The organism is Tritonibacter aquimaris (assembly GCF_009617595.1).
Lineage (GTDB): Bacteria > Pseudomonadota > Alphaproteobacteria > Rhodobacterales > Rhodobacteraceae > Epibacterium > Epibacterium aquimaris.
In genome coordinates this window covers 227,943-251,511 of the sequence record NZ_WIXK01000001.1, presented here as the reverse complement: position 1 = coordinate 251,511, position 23,569 = coordinate 227,943, and the positions used below count along the sequence as shown (strand labels likewise).

Below are 23,569 nucleotides of genomic sequence, written 5' to 3'. Positions count from 1 at the left end.
CGAGTGAAAATCTATGCGTTCTGTGATATGCTAGGCGCATGCAACATACCAGTGTTCTTGTTTACATCTTATCAGCGTGGCTGGCGCTGCCTGCTCTGGCTGATGTGACCTCGCCAGGTGGTAAAGTCACGGAATGCTATTGCACCAACGCATCCGGCGCACGGATTGAGCTGGGCGAAACCATCTGCCTGCATGTGGATGGGAAGCTGTTTATGGCGCAATGTCAGATGTCGCTGAATGTGCCGATGTGGCGCAAGCTGCAGGATGGCTGCGCGGTGTCGTCTTTGCAATCCAGCGCGCCCACCCTGCCGCGCCTTTGACGCAGCAGGGGGGCAACGATTGCTATTTGGCAGCCTGCGCGACACCCGGCAGAATACAAAGCATTTCGTACAAAAGATTGGCCGCAGTCAGCGCGGTGGTGCCCGTTGGATCATAGGCGGGTGAAACCTCTACCAGATCGCACCCCACAACATTCACCCCAGTAAGAGAGCGCAGCAATTCAAGCGCCTGCATCGATGTCAGCCCGCCAATTTCCGGGCGACTGGCACCCTGGGCAAACGAGGGATCCAGCGCGTTAATATCAAAGGAGATATAGGTCGGACGGTTGCCAATATCGCGGCGGATTTCAGCCCCCATCCCCGAGAGCGAACGCCCCCACAATTCGGATGCCTGAAAGTGCTGGAAGCCCCATGCCACCGCCTCGGCAAATTCCTGTGGACTATCACCTGTGCCGCGCAGACCAATCTGATAGGTCTTGCCGGTCAACAACAGCCCCTCTTCATTGGCGCGGCGATACACGGTCCCATGCGCCTCGGTTTCACCAAACATATCACTGCCAACATCCGCATGTGCACCAATATGAACAACCGCAAGCGGCCCATATTTGCGCGCCATTGCCCGCAGGATCGGCAAGGTGATTGAATGATCACCCCCCATCGCCATCGGCACAACTCCACCACCCAAAATGGCGTCATAGCTGTCTTCCACGATGCGCAGCGACTCTTTCAACGAAAACGTATTGATCGCCAGATCACCAATGTCTGCCACGTTAAGATGATCAAACGGTGCGGCCTTGGTGGTGAGATTATAAGGCCGGATCATCGCGCTTTGGCTGCGGATCTCTTTGGGGCCAAAGCGCGCGCCCGAGCGCCAGGAGCTGCCGACATCCAGTGGCACGCCCAGAAAGGCTACATCCAGCCCATCCAGCGATGTTGCCTGTGGCAGGCGCATATAGGTATTGGGGCCGGAAAAATGTGCGAGATCGTTGCCGCTGATCGGGTGATTGAATTGTGTCATTTTTTCAAGATGTTCCAGCCCATAAGGCAGATGATTTCGGTTGCTACATGAGCCCCAGCAATTGCAGTGGCCCCCGAGGTGTCATAGGGCGGCGAAACTTCAACAATATCGCCCCCTTTGATGTTGATACCCGCAATATCGCGCAAGATCCGTGCAGCCTGCCCCGAGGACAGGCCACCCCAAACAGGTGTGCCAGTGCCCGGTGCAAAGGCAGGATCAAGACAGTCGATATCAAAGGTAAGATAGACGGGACGGTCGCCCAGAATGGATTTGATCCGTTTTGCGGTCTCAACCGGGCCAATTTCATGCACGGTTGGCGCGTCGATAATATTGACCCCAAGCGTATCCGCATTGGTGGTGCGGATGCCGACCTGCACCGATGTGCTGGGATCAATCAGGCCAAGTTTCACGGCCTTGTAAAACATGGTGCCGTGATCAACACGGGAGAAATTGTCATCCGGCCAGGTGTCGCTATGGGCATCAAACTGCAACAGTGACAGCGGGCCGTATTTTTCCGCATACGCCTTGAGGATCGGGAAAGACACATAGTGGTCGCCGCCAATCGCCACCGAAGCTGTATCGGTTTTTAGGATCTGGCGAATATGATCCGTCAGCGCATCGGGAAAGGCTGCAACATCGGCGTAGTCAAACGCCAGATCGCCATAATCCACAATTGCAAGCTCCCCCAGCACGTCAAACGGCCAGCCATAAGGCGCATCGGGGCTTTGCAGCGCGCTGGCTTCACGCACCGCGCGCGGGCCAAGACGGGTGCCCGGACGGTTGGTCACCGCCTGATCAAAGGGGATGCCAGTCACGGCAATATCCGCCTGACGCAAATCCTTAGTGTAGCGGCGTCGCAAAAAGGAAGTTGCCCCACCAAAGGTGTTTTCAAAACTCGGCCCCTTCAGATCCTCGCGGGTAAAGGCCTCATCTACTTGGTTTTTTGCATCTTCCAATGCCATCGCAACATCCTATTGCTTGGTCTCTGATCACCGGGATAGCCGACGCCAGCGCCCTTGTCATCCCAGAGCTTAGCCTGCGGGCTGCAATGTCTCTACCAGGCGAGAAAAGAAAGAAGCTCCGATAGGCGCGATTTCATCGTTAAAATCAAATCCCGCCTGATGCAGCCCCGGTCCGTCCCCTTGCCCCAAAAACAGATATGCACCGGGACAGGCCTGCAAGAAGTAGCTGAAATCTTCCGCCCCCATCTGCGGGTCGCACTCCCCATCCACGTGGGTTTCACCCGCCACGTCACGCGCAGCCTTTAGGGCCAGTTCAGTACGCTGCGGGTCGTTAACGGTCGCGGGGTAGCCCACGTTGTAATTCAGCTCTACTTCAACCCCATAGGCAATGGCTTGACCGCGCACGATCTCATCCATGCGGCGCATCACCATGGCCTGTGTGTCCTTATCAAACGAGCGCACAGTGCCGTTGATAAAGGCGGTTTCGGGCACAATATTATCGGCGCTGCCGGTGTGGATCTGGGTGACAGACACCACCAGATCTTCAAGGGCAAAATGATTGCGGCTGACAATGGTCTGGATCGCCTGCGCAATACCACAGGCCGCCATCACCGGATCGCGGGTTTCATGCGGCAGCGCGCCGTGCCCGCCAAGCCCGTTAATATAGATATAGAATTCATCTGCTGCGGCCATGATCGGGCCGGGGCGCGTGATAAATTCGCCAAAGGGCAACCCCGGCGCGCAATGCAGCGCGTAAATCTGGGAAATATCAAACCGCTCAAGCACACCTTCTTCGACCATAATACGTGCACCGCCCACGGTTTCTTCGGCAGGTTGGAAAATCAGTGCAACCCGGCCAGAGAAATTGCGCGTCTCCGCCAGGTATTTCGCCGCCCCAAGCAGCATGGTTGTATGGCCGTCATGACCACAGGCATGCATTTTGCCTGCATGGGCCGAGGCATATTTTGCACCGGTTTCTTCCTCAATTGGCAATGCATCCATATCGGCACGCAGACCAATGGTTTCACCTTTGCTTTGGCCATTGATGATCGCCACAATACCGCTGGTGGCGATACCTTCGTGGATCTCATCCACGCCGATCTCTCGCAGGCGTTGCGCCACAAAAGCCGCGGTTTTTGGCAACTCCAGCGACAGCTCCGGGATGGAATGCAGATGCTGACGCCATTCTTGCAGCTCGTTGGCGTAGTTGGCGATACGGTTCACAACCGGCATGGGCTGGACTCCTGCAAAAGACTCGGTGATTGATGCATCTGACACTGGAACAGGGGCTCACGCAATGTCTGACGCATCACTCATCCATGATGAAACCGCTGGAATTGAACGGCTGCTTAAAATCATGCAGGCCCTGCGCGATCCTGACAGCGGCTGCCCCTGGGATATCGAGCAGGATTTCGCCACGATCGCGCCTTACACCATTGAAGAAGCCTATGAAGTTGCTGATGCAATTGAGCGCAAGGCCTGGGATGAGCTGCAAGGCGAGCTGGGCGATTTGCTGTTTCAATCGGTCTTTCATGCCCAGATGGCGGCTGAGGCCGGGCATTTCACCTTTCAAGATGTGGTGCGCACCATGTCCAACAAGATGGTGAGCCGCCACCCGCATGTATTTGGTGATGAAAACCGCGAAAAATCCGCGGACCAGCAGGTGGATGATTGGGAGAAGATCAAAGCGCAAGAACGTGCCTCCAAACGGCAAAGCGGCACATTGGATGGTGTGGCCGTTGGGCTGCCTGCCCTGCTACGGGCGTACAAGCTGCAAAAACGTGCCGCGCGGGTTGGGTTTGATTGGCCCTCGGCGCAAAATGTGATCGAAAAAATCGCCGAAGAATCCGCCGAACTTGTTGAGGCGCGTGACACGCTCAGCCAGAATGAAGTTGAAGAAGAATTTGGCGATCTGATGTTTGTGATGGCCAATCTGGGTCGCCACCTTGATGTCGAACCCGAAGCGGCATTGCGCCGGGCCAATGCCAAATTCACCCGCCGCTTTGAAGGTGTCGAAGAGCGTCTTGCCGCGCGTGGCAAAACCCCGGATGAGAGCGACCTCGCCGAGATGGACGCGCTTTGGGATGAGGTCAAACAGGCAGAGCGTGCTAAAGCCGATATGCCGGGCTAAGCTGGGCGAGAACGAAAGAGGGCCCGCCATGCGCAAACGCAAGATCATCATTGATACCGACCCCGGCCAGGATGACGCGGTTGCGATATTGCTCGCACTTGCAAACCCGGATGCGCTGGACGTGCTCGGGATTACCTGCGTTGCAGGCAATGTGCCACTGGATCTGACCACCCGCAACGCCCGCATCATTTGCGACATTGCCGGACGCAAGGATATGGCTGTTTACGCTGGATGCGCGCGGCCCATCAAACGTGCGCTTGTGACGGCGGAACATGTGCATGGAAAAACCGGATTAGACGGCCCGGAACTGTTTGATCCTGAAACACCGCTTTCTGATGTGCACGCTGTTGACTTCATTATTGAAACCCTACGGCGCGAACCTGCAGGAAGCGTGACGCTGTGCACCCTGGGACCGCTGAGCAATATCGCCACTGCCTTTGAACGTGCGCCAGATATTATCCCACGCGTAAAAGAGCTCATCATGATGGGTGGCGCTTATTTTGAAGTGGGCAATATCACCCCGGCGGCTGAATTTAACATCTATGTGGATCCCGAAGCGGCCGAGATTGTGTTTAGCGCTGGCGTGCCACTGGTGGTGATGCCGCTGGATGTGACCCATAAGGTGTTGACGACACCGCATCGCATAAATGCAATCCGTGATCTAAACACAAAAGCCGCCGCCTTCACCGCAGATATGCTCGCGTTTTTTGAACGTTTTGATGTGGAGAAATATGGATCTGACGGTGGGCCATTGCATGATCCCTGCGTCATCGCCTATCTGTTGCATCCACAGCTGTTTTCCGGCCGCCACGTGAATGTAGAGATCGAAACCCAGTCTGATCTTACTCTTGGTATGACGGTGGCAGACTGGTGGCGGGTGACGGATCGTGCCCCAAACGCACTGTTCATCGGCGATGTCGATGCGGATGGATTTTTCAACCTGCTCACAGAAGGATTGGCCAGATTATGAGCGCAGCACTGCAATTGGCAAAGCCCGAGCATCTTGAGAAACTCGCAGCCCTTGCTGCGGCCTTTCGCGAGGAACGCGGCGAAGAAGTCCATGAAGATGGATTAAATGCGGCCTTGATGCCACTGCTGGACGGCAACCCTTATGGGGCGGCCTATCTGATTGGCCCTGCACGTGCAGCCATTGGCTATCTTGTGTTGGGGTTCACCTGGGATATGGAGCGTGGTGGCTTGCAAGGGCTTTTGCAGGAAATCTACATCCGGCCACCTGTGCGCGGTCGCGGCATTGCAACCGAAGCACTGCTGCAGCTGATCAAGACCATGTCAGGTGCGGGCCTTCTTGATATTCAGGTCAAGCTCGCGGATGAAGGCGCGGCGGGTTTGTTCCAACGGGTGCGGTTTGCGCCCGTCGAAACACCAATTTCACTGATCAGACCGCTGGTTTAAGCGCGATCAATCTTTCACCAGATAGGGGAGCTGCGGCGCCGCATCTGCAGCGTAATAGCCGCCAAGGCGTGGATCTTGCATGATCTCCAGCGCACGCCGATAAGGACTAAAGCCTGAGCGGATATAAAACGGCAACGCCTGCGCGCTGTCCAAGGTGCAGGTGTGAACAAAGAAACGCTGGATCGGGCGCTCAAACGCGAACTCAATCGCCTGGTTCATCAGCCAGCGCCCAACACCGCCGCCAATCAATGGCTGAGCAAGACCAAAGAACGACAGTTCACATTCACCGTCTTTCCATTCCAGCTCCAACAGGCCCAGATCTTCGCCGTTCTTGCGCACTGACCAGACCGAAACATTATCGTGGCTAAGATGCGCGCTGAGATCCGCATCCGGTGTTTCCAGACGCGACACCCAAAGATAGTCGCCACCAACCGCACGAAACAGCGAGCGATACCAGGACAGATCAGGCGCGTCATGGCGCTGCAGGCTCACGCCCTCGGGCGCAGCAACAGGGCGCAGTTCGGGGCGTTCAAACATCTGCAGATAGGTCACAATTGTTGCAAGCTTATCGTCGGGGATCTCAGTCAAACCATCTACAAATTCCATCGCCCTGCCCTCCTTCAAAGGTATTGATAATTCTGAAACATTGCGGCCTCACCCTGCTTGATCCCTGCGTCGTCAACAAGGGCCCAAATCACAGCACCGCGAATTTCAAATCGTTTTCCCGTGGCACTGATGCGAATGCCCGCATAGTCATCAATCACACCACTTAGCCGCATGCGTTCAAACATCTCAGCCCGAGTGGTGCGGTGCTGCGGCTCAGCTGTGAGGCGCGAAGGCATTTGTGTCAGCTGGTCCCAACCCATTTCCCACAATTTCTGCGCCGCCAGATTGCCATAGGTCAGCACAGGATCCACGCCGCCATCATGGGAGAGGATCACAAACGGCGCGTGATACAGCGCTTCTGCACTGCAATCGGCCTGCAGATCACGCCCTGTGAGCGTGGCAAAACTAGCAGCAAGCAAAGCCGCATGCGCCGCTTGAAATCCGTTTTCAGCACTTGGTTCCTGCATCACACTCTCCTCACAAAAACGCCCCACCAATTTGGCGGGGCGTTTTGTTTTTTATCGCTGAGGCTTAGCCTTTCAGGATCGAACGACCTGCGTATTCGGCCACTTCGCCCAGCTGCTCTTCGATGCGGATCAGCTGGTTGTATTTCGCGAGCCGGTCCGAACGTGCCAGCGAGCCGGTTTTGATCTGACCACAGTTGGTGGCAACCGCCAGATCGGCGATGATCGCGTCTTCGGTTTCACCCGAACGGTGCGACATCACATTGGTGAACCGGGCGCGGTGCGCCATATCAACCGCCTTCAGGGTTTCGGTCAGGGTGCCGATCTGGTTGACCTTCACCAGCATCGAGTTGGCGCTGCCGCGCTCAATCCCTTCGGCCAGACGCAAAGGGTTGGTCACAAACAGATCATCACCCACCAGCTGCACCTTGTCGCCGATTGCGTCGGTCAGCGCTTTCCAGCCGTCCCAATCGTCTTCGGCCATGCCGTCTTCGATGGAGATGATCGGATAGTCGTTGACCAGCGATGCCAGGTATTCAACGTTTTCGGCGCTGGTCAGGGTCTTGCCCTCACCGGCCATGACGTATTTGCCGTCTTTGTAATATTCAGTCGCCGCACAATCCAGCGCCAGATAGATTTCTTCTCCGGGCTTGTAGCCTGCTTTTTCGATGGCTTTCAGGATGAAATCCAGTGCGTCACGGGTCGAGCCGAGCTCCGGCGCAAAGCCGCCCTCATCGCCGAGACCGGTGGACATGCCAGCAGCAACCAGGTCTTTTTTCAGGGTGTGGAACACTTCGGAGCCCATGCGAACCGCGTCGCGGATGTTTTCCGCAGCCACTGGCATGATCATGAATTCCTGGATGTCGATCGGGTTGTCCGCGTGCTCGCCGCCGTTGATGATGTTCATCATCGGAACCGGCAGAACGCGGGCCGAGGTGCCGCCAACATAGCGATACAGCGGCTGGGTGGTGAAATCGGCAGCGGCTTTGGCAACAGCCATGGACACACCCAGGATCGCGTTGGCGCCCAGGCGACCTTTGTTTTCGGTGCCGTCCAGATCGATCATCGCCTGGTCAACGGCCGCCTGATCGGTTGCGTCAAAGCCAACCAGCTCTTCGGCGATTTCACCGTTTACGGCGGCAACGGCTTCCAGAACGCCTTTGCCCATGTAACGTGCTTTGTCGCCATCGCGCTTTTCAACGGCTTCATAGGCGCCGGTGGATGCACCAGACGGCACGGCAGCACGGCCCATGGTGCCGTCTTCGAGGACCACGTCAACCTCAACAGTAGGGTTGCCGCGGCTGTCCAGAATTTCACGGGCGTGAATGTCGATAATGGTGCTCATCACTGATGTTCCTGAGTGTGGCTAATGTTTGCCGCAGTCATAGCAAGTGGATTGTAAAAGTAAACCGTTCTCGTTACCGCTAACGGCGATTAATTCAAACCTTTAGGGCTAACAGAACAACTGTTTGCGCCATCAGTTTCCGAAGAAACAAAGAGGTTTCATGCGTTTGCCATCTGCGTCACGCGTTGCAGCCGCCGTTCCCGCAGGAAGGTATAAAGACCAGAGCCAATCACCAGCGAAGACCCTGCAAGCGTCATCAGATCGGGCCGTTCGGCAAACACCACCGCGCCGATCAGGATCGAAAACAGCAGACGCGTGTAGCGAAACGGGGTCACCACAGCCGCGTCGCCAATGCGCATTGCCACCACGATTGAATAGTACCCCATGACGCCAAACAGCACCCCGCCCACGATCATGGCCCAATCCGCCCCATGCGGAACGGAAAAGCTGCTGTTGTTGACAAACATCAAAAACAGCCCTGCTGGGATAATGGTGGCAAAGGCCTGAAAGCTCACAACAGTAGAGGGCACATCCGCAGACAAAACCCGCGTCAACAGATCACGGGTCGCAACCCCCAGCACGGCGATCAGCACCCAAAGCGCAGCAGGCTCAAAGCCATTGAGGCCGGGACGAATGATCATAATCACACCGATAAAACCAACCCCAATAGCGCTCCAGCGCCGCCAGCCCACTTGTTCCCCAAGAAACAGCGCAGCCCCCATGGTGATCACCAAAGGCGTGGCCTGAAACACCGCAGCAACGGTTGAGATATCCACTTTTGACAGCGCGGTTGCGTAGGCAACTGCAGAAAAGGCTTCGGTAAACGCGCGTAACAGCGGCAAAGGCTGCCAGGCGCGCGCCCCCAAGATGTTTTCCCCACGCACGCTGGCAAAAAGTGCAAAAACCGACGCGCTGCCCAGACCAATCAGCATCAGCACCTGCCCTACGGCCATACCGCCGGTCAGCGCCTTGATGAATGTGTCTTCCAGGGTGAAGCCAACCATGGCCAACAACACCAAAAGAATTCCGCGCACGTTGTTCATAGCTGCCTCCGACTTGGTCGCGTGAATAGATCTACGCTCCATGACACCGGAATTGCCCAGCGCGGCAAGATAAAATGTAAACATCCCACATGATATGACGTGAAACGCAACATCACGGAATGTGATACAATATCCAAAATCGACAATCCCAGCGCAGTCCCAGCGCGAACAGCGCCCTTTACTGAGAATCTATTGGGGATTTATTAGCTGCGGGTTTTGGACAAGGGCACGCCGTAAAGCTCAAGCTTGTGGCCGCGCAGCTCATAGCCAAGCTTTTGTGCGATCTTTTCCTGCAACGCTTCGATTTCGGGATCACAGAATTCGATGACTTCGCCGCTGTTCATATCGATCAGATGGTCATGGTGGTCGCGCTCTGCATCTTCATAGCGCGCGCGCCCATCGCCAAATTCCAGCCGCTCCAAAATGCCCGCTTCTTCAAAGAGCTTTACAGTCCGGTAGACCGTGGCAATGGAAATCCCGTCGTCCAAAGCGCTTGCCCGTTTGTACAGCTCTTCTACATCCGGGTGATCGGAACTGTCTTGCAAAACCTGTGCAATAATGCGGCGCTGTCCAGTCATACGAAGGCCTTTGGCCTCGCAACGGGCAATAATTGACATGGGCATCGCAATCCTTCCTCAGCGTCCACCAGATCCTAGAGCCATCTGTCTCTAGCGAATAAAACGCAGCCGGAAAACCAGCTTTTGTTGAGCTTAACCGGTTGACAACCTCGTTATCCACAGTCATTTGCGCAACAACCCGAATTCTGTGGTTCAGCTGCTCCTCTTGCTGCATCACATTGGCCCAAGCCCCGCCCTAAGGCGGCCAGTCAGGGCCTTGAAAGGATCTGCAGTGAGTGACTTTGCTTCTATGGAGCTGCCTGCGCAGCTTTTGAACCGTATTGAAACCTTGGGGTTCAGCACCCCAACCCCGATCCAGGCGCGGGCGATTCCCCATGCGTTGCAGGGACGTGATGTCCTGGGCTTGGCACAAACCGGCACCGGCAAGACCGCAGCCTTTGGGGTGCCGCTGATTGCACAGATGCTGGGCTACGGGCGCAAGCCTGCCGCGGGCACGGTGCGTGGTTTGATCCTGGCCCCCACCCGTGAACTGGTGAACCAGATCGCAGAGTCGCTTAAAGGGTTGACCGAAAACACCCCGGTGCGGGTAACCGTTGTTGTGGGCGGCGTTTCTATCAATCCGCAGATCACCCGGCTGTCGCGCGGCACAGATATTTTGGTCGCAACCCCTGGTCGCCTGATCGACATTATGGATCGCAACGCAGTTGATCTGGGATCTTGCGATTTCCTAGTGCTGGATGAAGCGGATCAGATGCTCGACATGGGCTTTATTCATGCGCTGCGCAAAATCGCGCCGCTCCTGCCCGAGGAACGCCAGACCATGCTGTTTTCGGCCACCATGCCAAAACAGATGAATGAGCTCGCCAATACCTATCTTGATCGGCCGATCCGTATCGAGGTTACACCGCCCGGCAAACCGGCCGCCAAGGTGACCCAATCGATCCACTTCATCGCCAAGGCAGAGAAACTGTCGCTGCTGAAAGAGCTGCTGGCGAAACACGCGGATGAACGCACGCTGATCTTTGGCCGCACCAAACACGGGATGGAGCGGCTGATGAAGACGCTCGATAAGGCGGGCTTCTCTGCGGCTGCGATCCACGGCAACAAAAGCCAGGGCCAGCGTGAACGTGCTTTGGCAGCCTTTCGCGCGGGTGAAGTTAAAGTACTGGTTGCAACCGATGTCGCCGCGCGCGGGCTTGACATCCCGGATGTGAAATACGTCTACAACTACGAGCTGCCCAATGTGCCAGACGCTTATGTGCACCGTATCGGCCGTACCGCGCGCGCGGGCAAAGATGGTGAAGCAGTGGCGTTTTGTGCCCCGGACGAAATGGACGAACTGAAGGCCATTCAGAAAACCATGAAGATCCAGATCCCGGTGGCCTCTGGCCGCCCTTGGGAGGTTATGCCTGATCCCAATGAGGCACCAAAAGGCCGTCGTGGTGGTGGACGCCGCCCCGGTGGTCGTCCTGGCGGCAATTCCGGCGGAAACTCTGGTGGTGGCCGCCCCGGTGGAAAACCTGGTGGCAAACCTGGTGGAAAACCTGGCGGCTTCCGCAAACGCGGCAGCAAGCCAAAAGCCAGCAAGGCTCCCTCTCCGGGTCGCACCCAAAGCTGATAAAACAAAATGCGCGCCTCAGCTGAGAGCGCGCATTTTTTGTGTTAGGTGCCGCAAAAGGTTGCTGGCACGATCTCATCGGGCAGCGGTGCTTTTTTCAGATCCTCCGCACCCGGCTGCTCTGTAAACGGTTGCGCCAGCACACGGTTCAGACGGTGAAACAGGTTAAAGTCGCCCGCAACTGCATCGGTGATCATCTTTTCGATCTGGTGATTGCGCGCAATATAGATCGGGTTTGCCTGAGCCATGACATCATCCGGGCTCTGCTCACGGTGAAGCCGCGCGCGCCAGCCCTCTTCCCAGCGATCAAACGCCTCAGGCTCCACGAATTGATCGCGCGCTTTGCCTGCCGTCAAGGCGCGGAAGGTATTGGTGAAATCCGCCTGCCCCGCGGCCATGACCTTCAACAGATCGGTGAGCAGGGTCTCATCCCCCTGTTCAGCCGTAGAGAGGCCAATTTTGCGCCGGAATGTATCAAGCCAGGCTTCGTGCAACAGATCTGGCATGCCGTGCACGATTTCGGTGGCCTCTTCGAGCAGGGCTTCAGGATCGTCTGCCTGCTGGATCAGCGCCGTGGCCAATTGCGCAAGGTTCCACACCGCAATGCTTGGCTGATTGCCATAGGCGTATCGCCCCATCTGATCGATGGAGGAAAACACCCGATTGCCCTGATACGCATCCATAAAGGCGCAGGGGCCGTAATCGATTGTCTCGCCGGAGATTGAGCTGTTGTCGGTATTCATCACCCCGTGGATAAAGCCAACACCCATCCAGGCTGCGATCAGCTTCACCTGATTGTCGCGCACCGCCCGCAACAGCCCCATCGGGCCGGATGCCTCGGGATAATGGCGCGCAATCGCATAGTCGGTCAGCGTCTTCAGCGCCTCAGTCTGGCCACGCACCGCAAAGATCTGAAAGGTACCAACCCGTAAATGGCTTTGAGCCACCCGCGTCAGCACTGCCCCAGGCATTGGCCCTTCGCGCCAGACATCATCACCTGTCGTCACAGCAGCAAGTGCCCGTGTGGTGGGGATCCCCAGCGCATGCATCGCCTCAGAGACAACATATTCGCGCAACACCGGCCCCAGCCACGCGCGACCATCACCGCGACGCGAATAAGGCGTGCGCCCGGAGCCTTTCAATTGGATATCGCGGCGCACACCATCACGGTCGATGACTTCACCAAGAAGCAGCGCACGCCCATCGCCCAGCTGCGGATTGTAATTGCCAAACTGGTGGCCACTGTAAAGCTGCGCCAAAGGCTCCGCGCCTTCGGGCGCTTCGTTGCCAGCAAAAACTTCCGCTCGGGTGGCGGTGTCGGCTTCTTCAATTCCCAACAGCGCACCAAGTGCTTCATTATAGGCCACAAGCTGCGGCGCAGATGCGGGCTCGGGCGCAAGCTTGCTGTAAAATTCCGGTGCAAGGCGCGCATAGCTGTTGTCAAAGGGGATATTCATTGTCATGGGGCAAACATATGCCACCCACTGTAGATTGCCAGAGATAAAGGACATGAGCCGATGACCGCGGATGAGATTATTGCAAAGCTCGATCTGCAGCCCCATCCTGAGGGCGGCTGGTACAAAGAAACCTGGAAGGCCAGTAATCCCGGTCGCGCCAGCGGAACCTGTATCTATTTCCTGCTAAAAGCGGACGAAACAAGCCATTGGCACCGGGTGGATGCAGCCGAGATCTGGCTGTTTCATGCGGGCGCGCCGTTGGTGCTGTCGATGGCGGCGGATGAAAACGGCCCTGCCGTTGATCATTTACTGTCGCCAGATCTCAGCAAAGGCCAGCCCCAAATCATCGTTCCACCGCATCACTGGCAGGCGGCGCGCAGCACGGGGGATTACACTCTGGTCAGCTGCACCGTGTCGCCGGGCTTTGAATTTGATGGGTTTGAATTGGCCGCACCTGAATTTGATATAGCGCGCACCTAAGGGCGCTTTCTTGAGGTTTTTCGCTTCGGGCTGCGCCCGAAACGACCAGCGCCGCGCTTTGCGCGGCGCGACGCCCAACGGGAACGGGGGATTTTCAAATCACCTGTGACGAGCGGGAGCACCCCCGTCTAGGCTATGTCTTTGTTGAAACACTCAGGACCCCGCCACCAACACAGGCACTGACACCCGTTGTTGCGGGCGCAGATGTTGGCAGACCGCGTACAACCCGCACAGCCAGATGCGCAAATGCCTGCGCTTCAAGCATATCCCCATCCAGCCCAACTTCTTCGATGGGCACAACCGGGCAGTCGAGCGCAACCTGCAGCATCTCCATCAGAACCGGATTGAGCCGCCCGCCCCCGGTGACCAGGATTTTCTGCGGCATCTGCGGGCAATGCTCCACCCCCTGCACCACCGCCGCGGCACACATGCCGGTCAGCGTGGCTGCTGCATCCGCATCTGACAGCTCGCGCACCAGATCAATCATCTCTGAAAAATCGTTTCGGTCGAGCGACTTTGGCGGCATGCGGGTAAAATAGGGCTCTGCCAGAAACAGCTCCAACGCGCCCGTTTCAACCGTGCCAGCGCGCGCAACCGCCCCGCCTTTGTCCATCGCAAGGCCCAGACGCGCCTGCATCAGATCATTCACCGGTGCATTTGCAGGCCCGGTGTCAAAAGCAAGAAGCGCTCCAGGATTTTCCGGACGATCATATCGCGGATCCACATAGGTGATATTGCCCACACCGCCGAGGTTCAGAAACGCAACCGGCGCCTCGGCACCAATGTATTTTGCACAGGCGAAATGGAAAAACGGCGCAAGCGGCGCGCCCTCGCCGCCCATCGCCACATCATCGCTGCGAAAATCCCAAACCACCGGCCGGGAAATCGCCTCCGCAAGCCCAGCCCCGTCGCCCACCTGCAAGGTTCCCTGCAAACGCGGCGCATGGGCAAGCGTCTGACCATGAAAGCCCACAAGCTCAACCTCGGGCGCGTCTTGTAAAAGCTGCTGCAACACCTGTTGGTGCGCTTCATCCACCACAGAAGTTGCCGCATCAACCTCTGGCCCAGACCATTTCCCAAGCGCGGCCAGCAACACCGCGCGCTCTGCATCTGTGTAGCCACGATAATGACTGGGGCCAAATCCAAAGATCTGCTGCCCATCTGTCTCGACGATCGCAACATCCACCCCGTCCAGAGAGGTTCCGCTCATTGTGCCCGCCGCCCGGATCACCCCTGTTTTGGAAATTGCTCGCGCCATGACTGCCCCCGGTTTTTATGGGATTGCCCTGATCAAAGTCAGGTCATTGATTGCAGTACAGCCTACAGCGGTTATCTTGGCAGGAAAACAGGTTCCAACTCTGTGTTTTGCGTTTTATAGGAAGCAGGCACATATCAATTTCCGAGGCTCACAATGACATACCATCCTAAGTCTGATTTCGTCGCCGTCATGATGGAACGCGGGTTTCTGTCGGACTGCACCGATTATCAGGGACTGGACGACGCTCTTTTGAGTGGTGTGCGCCCGGCCTATATCGGCTTTGACGCCACTGCAAAATCGCTGCACGTGGGCTCGCTGATCCAGATCATGATGCTGCGCTGGTTCCAGAAGACCGGCCACCAGCCGATCACCCTGATGGGCGGCGGCACCACCAAGGTGGGCGATCCGTCGTTCCGCGCGGATGAACGCCCGCTGCTGGATGACGCCGCGATCAATGACAATATCGCGGGCATCAAAAAGGTGTTCTCTGCCTATATCGACTATGACACCGATGCACCAAACAAAGCCCTGATGCTGAACAATGCGGAATGGCTGGATGATCTGAACTATCTGGAGTTTCTGCGCGACATTGGTCGACATTTTTCGGTCAACCGGATGCTGGCGTTTGAAAGCGTAAAATCGCGGCTAGACCGCGAACAGTCGCTCAGCTTCCTTGAATTCAACTACATGATCCTGCAGGCCTATGACTTCCTTGAGCTGAACCGCCGCTATGGCTGCATCCTGCAGATGGGCGGATCGGATCAATGGGGCAACATCGTTAACGGGATCGACCTGACCCGCCGGGTTCTGGACAATGGGATCTTTGGCCTGACCTCGCCGCTGCTGACCACCTCTGACGGCAAGAAGATGGGCAAATCTCAGGACGGTGCGGTCTGGCTCAATGCTGATATGCGCAGCCCTTATGAATTCTGGCAGTTCTGGCGCAATACAACCGACGCAGATGTAGGCCGCTTCCTGAAGCTTTATACCGAGCTGCCCGTTGATGAATGTGAACGTCTGGGCGCACTGGCTGGATCGGAAATCAATGATGCAAAAATCGTGTTGGCCAATGAGGTGACCACGCTTTTGCATGGTGCTGATGCGGCCAAAGCCGCCGAAGCCACCGCGCGCGAAGTATTTGAAAAAGGCGGCGTTGGGGACGATCTACCAACGCTTTCGCTGAACGCGGCTGATCTGGGTGACGGTATCTCTATCGTGCAGCTGATTGTGAAATCGGGCCTCGCCAAAACCGGCAAGGAAGCCAAACGATTGATTGCTGAAAACGGAGCCAAGCTTGATGATGCGCCGCTGACCGATGCAGGGCTGATGATTGACGCAGCCGCACTGTCATCGCCGATCAAACTGAGCGCAGGCAAAAAGCGCCACGCGCTGGTGCAGCTCGACGGCTAATCACCGCATCCAAAGATTTGCAAAAGGGGCGCATCACGCGCCCCTTTTTTATATCAAAAAGAGATCAACCAATGTCAGCACCAAAAACACCGGCACTGACAGGGCGATCGCCACCAACAGCGCCGCGGTTTTGGTCATCCGCGCGCAAGGGGCCTCTTTCCCATAAACTTTATTTCGCTTTTGCATGGCCTCATTAACCATGACTTAGGTTTCGCTGGGGTTAATGGCGCCATGTTTGACCTTGCTCCGCCCCGTTCTGATCTGGCCGATATGGCCCTTCGTGCCCTGCCACAAACGCAGGAATTTGCCAAAGCGCTGATCAAAAGTGGTCAGCGCCCCCTACTGCTTGACCGGATGCAGGATACGGTGGTGTTGCGCCGCCGGATCTGGGGCCGCGTTAATGCGGCAATGATCAATCGCGCAGATCTTTCAAAACCCGCGCGCTTGCTTGAAATTCTCCAGGAAGAGGGGCTGAAGCGCACCCCAATCCTTTTGTCACCGGAATCACCCACGCCTGAGCTTGCGCGTCTTGGCGCACTGCCCTTGATGACCCCGGCCAGTGTTGCACAGATAGATCTCGATATCCCCGCTGATATGCAGCGCGCGCGCCTGCATCAGAAATGGCGCAACCGGCTGGTACAGGCGGAAAACGCGGGCCTCAAGATTACCCGACAAAACATGCCAATTGATGCCAGCCACTGGCTGCTGCAGGCAGACGCCAAACTGCAGCAAAAGCGTGGCTACCGCTCTTGGCCTGTACCACTCACACTGGCCTATGCTGAGGCCAATCCCGGCAAGGCAAAACTGTTTCAGGCTTTTGATGGAACCGATTGTGTTGCAGGCATTCTGGTGCTGACCCACGGCCAGAATGCGACCTATCACATTGCCCACAGCCTGCCCCGTGGCAAAGCGCTGAATGCCAATAACCTGCTGTTGTGGTCGGCCCTTCACTGGCTGCGTCAGAAGGGTGTTAAACGGCTTGATCTTGGGTTGATCAATACCGAAGACGCCGAAGGGCTTGCGCGGTTTAAACTCGGCACCGGGGCCGAGATCAGCAAACTTGGCGGCACCTGGCTGTATTGGCCACCTCTAGGCCGCCGCCTTACACCTCTGGCGCGCTGGGATCTGAAATTGATGCAAACTTGACCCTGCGGAACTCTGGACAGGTTTTGCCAGCCTGCCATAAATGAACAAACGTTCATTTGAGGGAGGGCGGTATGGAGCTGTCACATGTAAAGGCCGTGATCACTGGTGCGGCATCGGGTCTTGGCGAAGCCTGCGCCCGCTATTTCGCGGCCAATGGCGCACAGGTCACACTGCTGGATCTGGATGAAACCGGAGGCCAGGCCGTAGCGGATGAAATCGGGGGGCATTTTGTCAAAACCGACGTAAGCGATGAAACCTCTGCTGCTGCTGCAATCGAATTTGCCAGCGCCAAAATGGGTGGCATCAACGCTTGTCTGAACTGCGCAGGCATCGTGGTTGGGGCAAAAACCGTGGGCCGCGATGGCCCGCATCCGCTGGGCGCGTTTTCACGCACCGTAGACATCAACCTTGTCGGCAGTTTCAACGTGGCGCGTCTTGCAGCGGCTGAAATGGCGAAACAAACAGCCGACGAAAACAACAACCGCGGCGTCATTGTCAACACGGCGTCAATTGCTGCATTTGACGGCCAAAAAGGCCAGGCTGCCTATGCTGCCTCCAAAGGCGGCATTGTGGGGATGACACTGCCAATGGCGCGCGATCTCTCGGGTCAGGGCATTCGCGTAATGACGATTGCACCGGGTATTTTCCTGACGCCGATGATGGCCGGGATGAGCGAAGAAATTCGCGAAGGTCTCGCCGCAAATGTGCCCCACCCCAAACGCCTGGGTGACCCACAGGAATTTGCCCGCACAGCAGCCTTTATTGTTGGCATGCCCTATCTGAACGGTGAGGTGATCCGCCTGGATGGCGCGCTTCGTATGACCTGAAAAAAGACGCCGCGCTCAGCGCGGCGTCCTCTCATCAGCTGGCGGCTTTTTCTTCCAATTCCAGCCATTCCTCCTCAGAGGCAGATAGTTTTTCCTGACGTTCTATAAGGGCTTCGCTGGCTTTCTTGAACTTCACCGGTTCTCGGGTGAACAGCTCAGGATCCGCCATCAGCTGCTCCAACTTGGCAATCTCTGCTTCCAGCCGCTCAATCTCAGCAGGCAGCGCCTCGAGCCGGTGCTTTTCCTTAAAGCTCAAACCATCCGCAGGTTTGGCCTCTGCCTTGGGTTTTGACTTTGCCTGTTTCGCGGCCTTTTCAACCACCACTTTTTCAACCGGTTTGCGCTGCGCAATATAGTCGCTCCAGCCACCTGCATAGGCCGTAGCATTGCCGTCGCCTTCCATCACGATCGTGGTGGTGGCCACGCGATCCAGAAAATCCCGATCGTGGCTCACCAACAAAACGGTGCCATCATAGGCATCGAGCAATTCTTGCAACAGATCCAGCGTTTCAACATCCAAATCATTGGTCGGCTCATCGAGCACCAGAAGGTTTGAACTGCGTGCCATCAGCCGCGCAAGCAATAGACGCGCTTTTTCACCGCCCGACAGCGAGCGTACCGGCGCGCGGGCCTGACGTTCGTCAAACAGAAATTCCTTGAGATATCCAACCACATGTTTGGGCTGGCCACGCACCATTACCTGATCGGCCTTGCCAGATATGCGCATCGATGGATCAGAGGTCAGGTTATCCCACAGGCTCAGATCCCCATCCAGCTGGTCACGGGTCTGATCAAACAGGGCAACTTCCAGATTGGTGCCAAGCTTCACCTGCCCCGCATCAGGATCTTCCATTCCCAAAAGCATTTTCAACAGCGTGGTTTTGCCCGCACCATTGGGGCCAACAAAGGCAACTCGATCACCGCGCTGCACCTTGAGATCAAAACGACGCAGGATCACCTTGTCTCCAAAGGCTTTTTCAATCCCATCCGCTTCGATCACCTTGCGGCCAGACTTTGGCCCGCTCTCCAGCGCCAGCTCGGCCGCGCCCTGACGTTTGATCTGCGACGAACGTTCCGATTTCAGTTCCTGCAATGCGCGCACCCGGCCCATATTGCGTTTGCGGCGCGCGCTGATCCCTTCAACGGCCCAGCGGCTTTCGGATTTGATCAAGCGGTTAAGTTTGTGACGCGCCTGATCCTCTTCGTCCCAGATTTTGTCGCGCCAGGCCTCAAAGGCGGCAAACCCTTTTTCCTGACGGCGCACCTGGCCGCGATCCACCCAAAGGGTCGCGCGGGTCAGCGCGTTCAAAAATGCACGGTCGTGAGAAATCAAAACATATCCCGCCCGTGTCGAGGCAAGTTCGCCCTCAAGCCAGCCAATCGCTTCAATATCCAGGTGGTTGGTTGGTTCATCGAGCAACATAAGATCCGGCGCTTCCGCCATCAGCTTGGCCAATGCAGCCCGGCGACGTTCACCGCCAGATGCTGTGGCCACCGGACGCGCGGGATCAAATTTCAGCCCCTCGCCTGCGCGTTCAACCTTATAAAGTTCACCGGGTTCCAGACCACTTGAGGCAAAATCGCCCAGGGTGGCAAACCCCTCCATCTTGGGGTCTTGCTCCATGTAGCCAACGGATTTTCCCGGCGGCACCACAATCGATCCGGTGTCCGCCTCAACCAGCCCTGCCATGATTTTCATCAGGGTCGATTTGCCAGAGCCATTGCGCCCCACCAGCGCCACCCGGTCACCGGGTTGCACCACAAGATCAAGATCGGAAAAGATGGGATCGCCGCCAAAAGTAAGGGAGATCCCGCTCATCTGCAGAAGAGGAATACGTGCCATAAAAGCCAGCTAAACCGCCGCAGGAGATGCGTCAACGCCGGCGCCTTAATCTTTTCAAAAATACTCCCGCCGGAGGCATTCGAACTTTGCCGCAGCCACCTTAGCCCGCGACGGCGCGCAACAGCCGCTTGCGCGCAGGCGGGATCGCGCCGATCTCAAGCCCGGTAAACACATGCAACGTGTTCAGATTGTCATCCACCACCGCATGATCGCTGACCCAGCCACCCATCATCAGATAGGTGCGCAGCAAGGGCGGCATCCGCAGCATGGCTTTCTTGGCATCGGGCTTGCGCCGCAGCCGCGCCGCAAAACGGAACACATTTGGTGCCTTTACCCGCGGCAGCCAGCGTTTGGGGCCAAGGTGTCGATGCTTCAACATGGCAAATGCATCCAGATATTCATCGGTCTCTGTACCCGCAAAGGATGAGCAGCCAAACAACATCTGAATATCGTTTTGATCCACAAACGCCGTCATCGCGCCCCAGGCCACGCGTAAAATATCTGCGTCGTTGCAGCCTTGGTGGATACAGAACCGCCCCATCTCCACCATGCGCCCATCAAAACTGCGCATCGCTGCCAGATCATAAAACTGTGCTGAATAGCTGCGGCAGATTTCGCTGCCCCCGTCCAACACCAGCATGCGAAAACAACAGACCAAAGCCCCCGTACGCAAATCTTCAACCAGGATATGAGCACAGGATTGATCAAAGTCATCCTGATCCAGCTGTGAGGTACGAAAGCAGAGCGTGCGCAGCGCCTGTGCCGCCGCAATATCTGCGTCGGACGTTGCGAGACGCGCGTGGTAACGCCCCTTACTCAACAAAACATCACCCAAAGGAGCGTCGGACATCCTGTCGTTTCCCTTCGTCATGCGCTGAAACAGCACCGCTATCTGTCCGCTTTACATATGCAGCGTGACAGGGAAATGAAGGTTTTGAAAGAATTCATGCGGTGAAAAGCGCCCGTCACAACGGGCGCCGATAGGATTAGTTATCGCCCAGGAAGCTGCCCGGATTGAAGTTTCCGAGGTTGCCAAGCAGCTGACGCAGGAATGTTTTATCCTGCAGGTTCGACGCGGTCACGCGACGCTGCAGCGGCACAACGCGCCCGTCTTCAAGGCCAAAGCGTTGGATCCCCGTTACAGTGCCATTCCCATCAAAATTGATGGCCACCAGCTCACGCGAAACGGTTGTGGGCTCAAGGCCGCCGCGGCTGCGCACCAGCGAAGACACATAGTAATAGCCGCTGTCGCGCAACACGCCCGACGATGACGGCACCCCAACGCTCTGGGCAACCGAATCCTTGGTATCAACACCCGGCACGATATCGGCCAGCGCCTCTTCGTTGGGGACATAACCGTGTTTGCGATAGATTGGGCTACAGGCGGCGAGGCCCACGATCGCCACGACCAGAGCCGTGTTTTTCAGAGCTGACTTAATCTTTGTGCCCTGCATGATGTGACCTCTATACATTACCGTCTAACCCCTCTGGCTTGAACCCGGCCCTGAACCCGATTACCTAAACCAAAAGGTCTGTTCAAGAAACGAAAGAGTTTTCAATGCCACAAAGCGCAATCTTCCGCGTCGCGGACCTGTCTCAGAACGCGCCCACTGCCTTTGATCTGCGCCCAGATGACGAAAGCTGCCAGGCCATGGCAGCAGAACTCGGGCTGAATGATCTGCGTAAGGTAAGATTCTCTGGCGAGATCCGCGCCAAAGGAAAGCGCGACTGGGAGCTCATCGCGACGCTTGGTGCTACAATCGGCCAAACCTGTGTGGTTTCGCTTGAACCAATGAAAACCCGCATTGATGAAAAAGTCTCTCGGGTTTTTATCGCTCACCTTCCTGAGGTGGATGGCGAAGAAGTGGAAATGCCCGAAGACGACAATATCGAGCAGCTCGGCGCTGAGATCGATGTATTCGTCGTCATGCAAGAGGCGCTGAGCCTGGAAGTGCCCGAGTTTCCGCGCAAGGACGGTGTTGAGCTTGGCGAATCCGTATTTGCGGAACCAGGAATCAAGCCCATGCGCGACGAAGACGCCAGACCCTTTGCCGGGCTTGCCGCACTGAAAGATGCGCTCTCCAAAGACGAGTGATCCAAAACCGCCGCGAATAAGCGGGGAATATGCTATTAAATAACCTACTCCACCCCGCTTCTTCGTAAAACAAAGACAAAACCCCTTGCACGCCTGCAGATTCTGAGTATTTTCGCGCGCTCATTGGAATTTATCGTTGGACATCGGACCGGCTGCAGCCTAAACGCACGTCACACCGATTGAACACGGAACACGAAACACGCTGCGGGGAATGCCCCAAAGCCCAAGACGTAAAGGTTGAGACATGGCCGTCCAACAGAACAAAGTATCCAAATCGCGCCGCAACAACCGCCGTGCGCACGATGCACTGGTTGCTGCAAATCCAAACGAATGCCCGAGCTGCGGTGAGCTGTCACGCCCGCACCACGTGTGCCCTTCGTGCGGTCACTACAACAACCGTGAAGTAATTGCACAAGCCAACGAAATCGACCTGGACGAAGACGCGGCGTAAGCCCTCTTTATTCCACTGATGGCAGGCAGGCCTTTGGATGACCGGTACACCCGAATCCCATCACGAGACGCCCGCTCGCATTATCATTTCGGTTGACGCCATGGGCGGAGATGCCGGTCCCTCAGTTGTGGTGGCCGGCATTGCTAAATCTGCCAAGAAGAACCCGGACATCGGGTTCATTCTGCATGGCCCCGAAGAGCAGCTGGCTCCTCTGGTGGCTCGGCGGCGCATTTTGCGTGACCGGGTCGAGATTCGTGACAGCCGCAATGTTGTCACGATGGAGGATAAGCCAAGCCAAGTGATGCGCAGCGGAAAAGGGTCGTCCATGTGGGCGACAGTCGATTGCGTACGCAAAGGCGAAGCAGCCGGTGCCGTCTCTTGTGGCAACACCGGTGCCTTGATGGCGCTCAGCATGCTGCGTCTGCGCAAGATGCCTGGCATCAATCGCCCTGCTATTGCGATTCTCTGGCCGTCACGCAATCCGCAAGGGTTCAACGTGATGCTGGACGTTGGCGCTGATATCAGGGCCGACGCAACCGATCTGTTGCAATTTGCATTGATGGGCGTGTCATACACGCGCAATTCAATGGATATTGCCATGCCCCGTGTCGGGTTGCTGAATGTCGGCACCGAAGAACACAAGGGCCGTGCCGAACTAAAAGAAGCTTACGCGCTGATTTCCAAACGGGCTGAAGACGCAAGTTTTGAATTTGTAGGCTTTGTCGAAGGCAGTGACATCCCTGGCGATATCGCAGATGTGATTGTGACCGATGGGTTTACCGGCAACGTGGCGATCAAAACCGGAGAAGGCACCGCAAGCCTGATCCGCAGCGCAATGCGTGAAGCTTTTGAATATTCGCTTCTGTCACGGTTTGCTGCGCTTTTGGCTCTGACGTCGCTCAAACGCCTGTCCAAACGAATTGACCCCCGCCGGGTCAATGGCGGTGTGTTTTTGGGCCTGAACGGTACTGTGGTAAAATCCCATGGTGGCGCAGACGCAACCAGCGTTTCTGCTGCTGTCAAACTTGCCTTCCGTCTGGCTGAGCAAGGATTTGCACAAAAACTCGCTGCGCGGGTTGCATCCGCCGGTGAGCTTAACCAAGATAATACGGCTGCAGCCAAAGCAGGCACAGCACCCAAATAGTA

At 56.7% G+C, this 23,569-nt stretch carries 26 protein-coding genes; 12 read left to right on the top strand and 14 right to left on the bottom strand.

Translation table 11 applies throughout. The features are described from left to right. Nucleotides 1-38: 38 nt before the first annotated feature. On the top strand, nucleotides 39-320 hold the full coding sequence (locus tag GG681_RS01200) for a hypothetical protein (RefSeq protein ID WP_153544257.1): 282 nt from the start codon (nucleotides 39-41) through the stop codon (nucleotides 318-320). 22 nt (nucleotides 321-342) lie between these two features. Here the strand turns inward: GG681_RS01200 and speB (GG681_RS01195) are convergent, their stop codons facing one another. From speB (GG681_RS01195) to GG681_RS01185, 3 genes are all read right to left on the bottom strand, one after another. Further along, a complete protein-coding gene (speB, locus tag GG681_RS01195) occupies nucleotides 343-1,296 on the bottom strand; it encodes an agmatinase (protein ID WP_153544255.1) in 954 nt (317 codons plus the stop codon). Beyond that, nucleotides 1,293-2,258 carry an agmatinase gene (gene speB, locus GG681_RS01190; RefSeq protein WP_153544253.1) on the bottom strand — a complete coding sequence of 322 codons (966 nt, stop codon included), beginning with the start codon at nucleotides 2,256-2,258 and terminating at the stop codon, nucleotides 1,293-1,295. Before speB (GG681_RS01190) ends, speB (GG681_RS01195) begins: the two co-directional genes overlap by 4 nt. 69 nt (nucleotides 2,259-2,327) lie before the next feature. Beyond that, nucleotides 2,328-3,491: a M20 aminoacylase family protein gene (locus GG681_RS01185; RefSeq protein ID WP_153544251.1), complete on the bottom strand. Its 1,164-nt coding sequence runs from the start codon at nucleotides 3,489-3,491 to the stop codon at nucleotides 2,328-2,330. 64 nt (nucleotides 3,492-3,555) lie between these two features. On the opposite strand from GG681_RS01185, the gene mazG reads away from it, so the two are divergent. The 3 genes from mazG to GG681_RS01170 are packed head-to-tail and all read left to right on the top strand — an operon-like array spanning nucleotide 3,556 to nucleotide 5,802. Next, nucleotides 3,556-4,389, top strand: coding sequence for a nucleoside triphosphate pyrophosphohydrolase (mazG, locus tag GG681_RS01180; RefSeq protein ID WP_153544249.1), 834 nt, complete (start codon nucleotides 3,556-3,558; stop codon nucleotides 4,387-4,389). 28 nt (nucleotides 4,390-4,417) lie between these two features. After that, complete coding sequence (locus GG681_RS01175) at nucleotides 4,418-5,359, top strand: nucleoside hydrolase (RefSeq protein ID WP_153544247.1); 942 nt, start codon at nucleotides 4,418-4,420, stop codon at nucleotides 5,357-5,359. Beyond that, the gene (locus tag GG681_RS01170; RefSeq protein ID WP_153544245.1) at nucleotides 5,356-5,802 is read left to right on the top strand and encodes a GNAT family N-acetyltransferase; all 447 of its coding nucleotides are present in this window, start codon (nucleotides 5,356-5,358) and stop codon (nucleotides 5,800-5,802) included. The genes GG681_RS01175 and GG681_RS01170 overlap by 4 nt, the downstream gene beginning before the upstream one ends. Nucleotides 5,803-5,808: 6 nt before the next feature. On the opposite strand, the gene GG681_RS01165 is transcribed toward GG681_RS01170, so the two are convergent. The 5 genes from GG681_RS01165 to GG681_RS01145 all read right to left on the bottom strand — a co-directional run bounded on the left by GG681_RS01165 (nucleotide 5,809) and on the right by GG681_RS01145 (nucleotide 9,883). Continuing rightward, nucleotides 5,809-6,408 (bottom strand): GNAT family N-acetyltransferase, encoded by a 600-nt coding sequence (locus GG681_RS01165; RefSeq protein ID WP_153544243.1) that lies wholly within the window; start codon nucleotides 6,406-6,408, stop codon nucleotides 5,809-5,811. A gap of 14 nt (nucleotides 6,409-6,422) precedes the next feature. Then, the gene (locus GG681_RS01160) at nucleotides 6,423-6,875 is read right to left on the bottom strand and encodes an MEKHLA domain-containing protein (RefSeq protein WP_153544241.1); all 453 of its coding nucleotides are present in this window, start codon (nucleotides 6,873-6,875) and stop codon (nucleotides 6,423-6,425) included. 64 nt (nucleotides 6,876-6,939) lie between these two features. Then, entirely contained in the window at nucleotides 6,940-8,217 is a 1,278-nt protein-coding gene (gene eno / locus GG681_RS01155; RefSeq protein ID WP_153544239.1) for a phosphopyruvate hydratase, read from the bottom strand. A 158-nt stretch (nucleotides 8,218-8,375) separates the two neighbouring features. After that, nucleotides 8,376-9,260 (bottom strand): DMT family transporter, encoded by an 885-nt coding sequence (locus GG681_RS01150; protein WP_153544237.1) that lies wholly within the window; start codon nucleotides 9,258-9,260, stop codon nucleotides 8,376-8,378. Between the two features lie 203 nt (nucleotides 9,261-9,463). Next, nucleotides 9,464-9,883 carry a Fur family transcriptional regulator gene (locus GG681_RS01145; protein WP_153544235.1) on the bottom strand — a complete coding sequence of 140 codons (420 nt, stop codon included), beginning with the start codon at nucleotides 9,881-9,883 and terminating at the stop codon, nucleotides 9,464-9,466. Between the two features lie 244 nt (nucleotides 9,884-10,127). Here GG681_RS01145 and GG681_RS01140 point away from each other — a divergent pair, with 244 nt between their 5' ends. Then, complete coding sequence (locus GG681_RS01140) at nucleotides 10,128-11,456, top strand: DEAD/DEAH box helicase (RefSeq protein ID WP_153545136.1); 1,329 nt, start codon at nucleotides 10,128-10,130, stop codon at nucleotides 11,454-11,456. A gap of 44 nt (nucleotides 11,457-11,500) precedes the next feature. Here the strand turns inward: GG681_RS01140 and GG681_RS01135 are convergent, their stop codons facing one another. Continuing rightward, nucleotides 11,501-12,919 carry a protein adenylyltransferase SelO gene (locus GG681_RS01135; RefSeq protein WP_153544233.1) on the bottom strand — a complete coding sequence of 473 codons (1,419 nt, stop codon included), beginning with the start codon at nucleotides 12,917-12,919 and terminating at the stop codon, nucleotides 11,501-11,503. A gap of 54 nt (nucleotides 12,920-12,973) precedes the next feature. Here GG681_RS01135 and GG681_RS01130 point away from each other — a divergent pair, with 54 nt between their 5' ends. Then, nucleotides 12,974-13,393: a cupin domain-containing protein gene (locus tag GG681_RS01130; RefSeq protein ID WP_153544231.1), complete on the top strand. Its 420-nt coding sequence runs from the start codon at nucleotides 12,974-12,976 to the stop codon at nucleotides 13,391-13,393. 133 nt (nucleotides 13,394-13,526) lie between these two features. Here GG681_RS01130 and GG681_RS01125 read toward each other — a convergent pair whose 3' ends face one another. Next, on the bottom strand, nucleotides 13,527-14,651 hold the full coding sequence (locus GG681_RS01125) for an anhydro-N-acetylmuramic acid kinase (RefSeq protein ID WP_153544229.1): 1,125 nt from the start codon (nucleotides 14,649-14,651) through the stop codon (nucleotides 13,527-13,529). 153 nt (nucleotides 14,652-14,804) lie between these two features. On the opposite strand from GG681_RS01125, the gene tyrS reads away from it, so the two are divergent. Then, nucleotides 14,805-16,061: a tyrosine--tRNA ligase gene (gene tyrS / locus GG681_RS01120; RefSeq protein ID WP_153544227.1), complete on the top strand. Its 1,257-nt coding sequence runs from the start codon at nucleotides 14,805-14,807 to the stop codon at nucleotides 16,059-16,061. A gap of 48 nt (nucleotides 16,062-16,109) precedes the next feature. On the opposite strand, the gene GG681_RS17645 is transcribed toward tyrS, so the two are convergent. After that, nucleotides 16,110-16,247 (bottom strand): hypothetical protein, encoded by a 138-nt coding sequence (locus GG681_RS17645; RefSeq protein ID WP_194287114.1) that lies wholly within the window; start codon nucleotides 16,245-16,247, stop codon nucleotides 16,110-16,112. A 45-nt stretch (nucleotides 16,248-16,292) separates the two neighbouring features. Between GG681_RS17645 and GG681_RS01115 the strand changes: the two genes are divergently transcribed. Both GG681_RS01115 and GG681_RS01110 read left to right on the top strand, forming a co-directional pair. Next, nucleotides 16,293-17,207 carry a GNAT family N-acetyltransferase gene (locus tag GG681_RS01115; protein WP_153544225.1) on the top strand — a complete coding sequence of 305 codons (915 nt, stop codon included), beginning with the start codon at nucleotides 16,293-16,295 and terminating at the stop codon, nucleotides 17,205-17,207. Nucleotides 17,208-17,278: 71 nt separating this feature from the next. Then, a complete protein-coding gene (locus tag GG681_RS01110; protein WP_153544223.1) occupies nucleotides 17,279-18,034 on the top strand; it encodes an SDR family oxidoreductase in 756 nt (251 codons plus the stop codon). Nucleotides 18,035-18,068: 34 nt separating this feature from the next. Here the strand turns inward: GG681_RS01110 and GG681_RS01105 are convergent, their stop codons facing one another. The 3 genes from GG681_RS01105 to GG681_RS01095 form a co-directional block, all read right to left on the bottom strand. Continuing rightward, nucleotides 18,069-19,877: an ABC-F family ATP-binding cassette domain-containing protein gene (locus tag GG681_RS01105; RefSeq protein WP_153544221.1), complete on the bottom strand. Its 1,809-nt coding sequence runs from the start codon at nucleotides 19,875-19,877 to the stop codon at nucleotides 18,069-18,071. A gap of 100 nt (nucleotides 19,878-19,977) precedes the next feature. Then, nucleotides 19,978-20,727 carry a GNAT family N-acetyltransferase gene (locus tag GG681_RS01100; RefSeq protein WP_194287113.1) on the bottom strand — a complete coding sequence of 250 codons (750 nt, stop codon included), beginning with the start codon at nucleotides 20,725-20,727 and terminating at the stop codon, nucleotides 19,978-19,980. Between the two features lie 136 nt (nucleotides 20,728-20,863). Beyond that, nucleotides 20,864-21,331 carry an outer membrane protein assembly factor BamE gene (locus GG681_RS01095; protein WP_153544218.1) on the bottom strand — a complete coding sequence of 156 codons (468 nt, stop codon included), beginning with the start codon at nucleotides 21,329-21,331 and terminating at the stop codon, nucleotides 20,864-20,866. A 104-nt stretch (nucleotides 21,332-21,435) separates the two neighbouring features. On the opposite strand from GG681_RS01095, the gene GG681_RS01090 reads away from it, so the two are divergent. The 3 genes from GG681_RS01090 to plsX all read left to right on the top strand — a co-directional run bounded on the left by GG681_RS01090 (nucleotide 21,436) and on the right by plsX (nucleotide 23,567). Then, nucleotides 21,436-21,972: a YceD family protein gene (locus tag GG681_RS01090; RefSeq protein WP_153544216.1), complete on the top strand. Its 537-nt coding sequence runs from the start codon at nucleotides 21,436-21,438 to the stop codon at nucleotides 21,970-21,972. Nucleotides 21,973-22,216: 244 nt separating this feature from the next. Continuing rightward, complete coding sequence (gene rpmF, locus GG681_RS01085) at nucleotides 22,217-22,423, top strand: 50S ribosomal protein L32 (protein ID WP_153544214.1); 207 nt, start codon at nucleotides 22,217-22,219, stop codon at nucleotides 22,421-22,423. A gap of 37 nt (nucleotides 22,424-22,460) precedes the next feature. Continuing rightward, a complete protein-coding gene (gene plsX, locus GG681_RS01080; protein WP_153544212.1) occupies nucleotides 22,461-23,567 on the top strand; it encodes a phosphate acyltransferase PlsX in 1,107 nt (368 codons plus the stop codon). Nucleotides 23,568-23,569 lie beyond the last annotated feature (2 nt).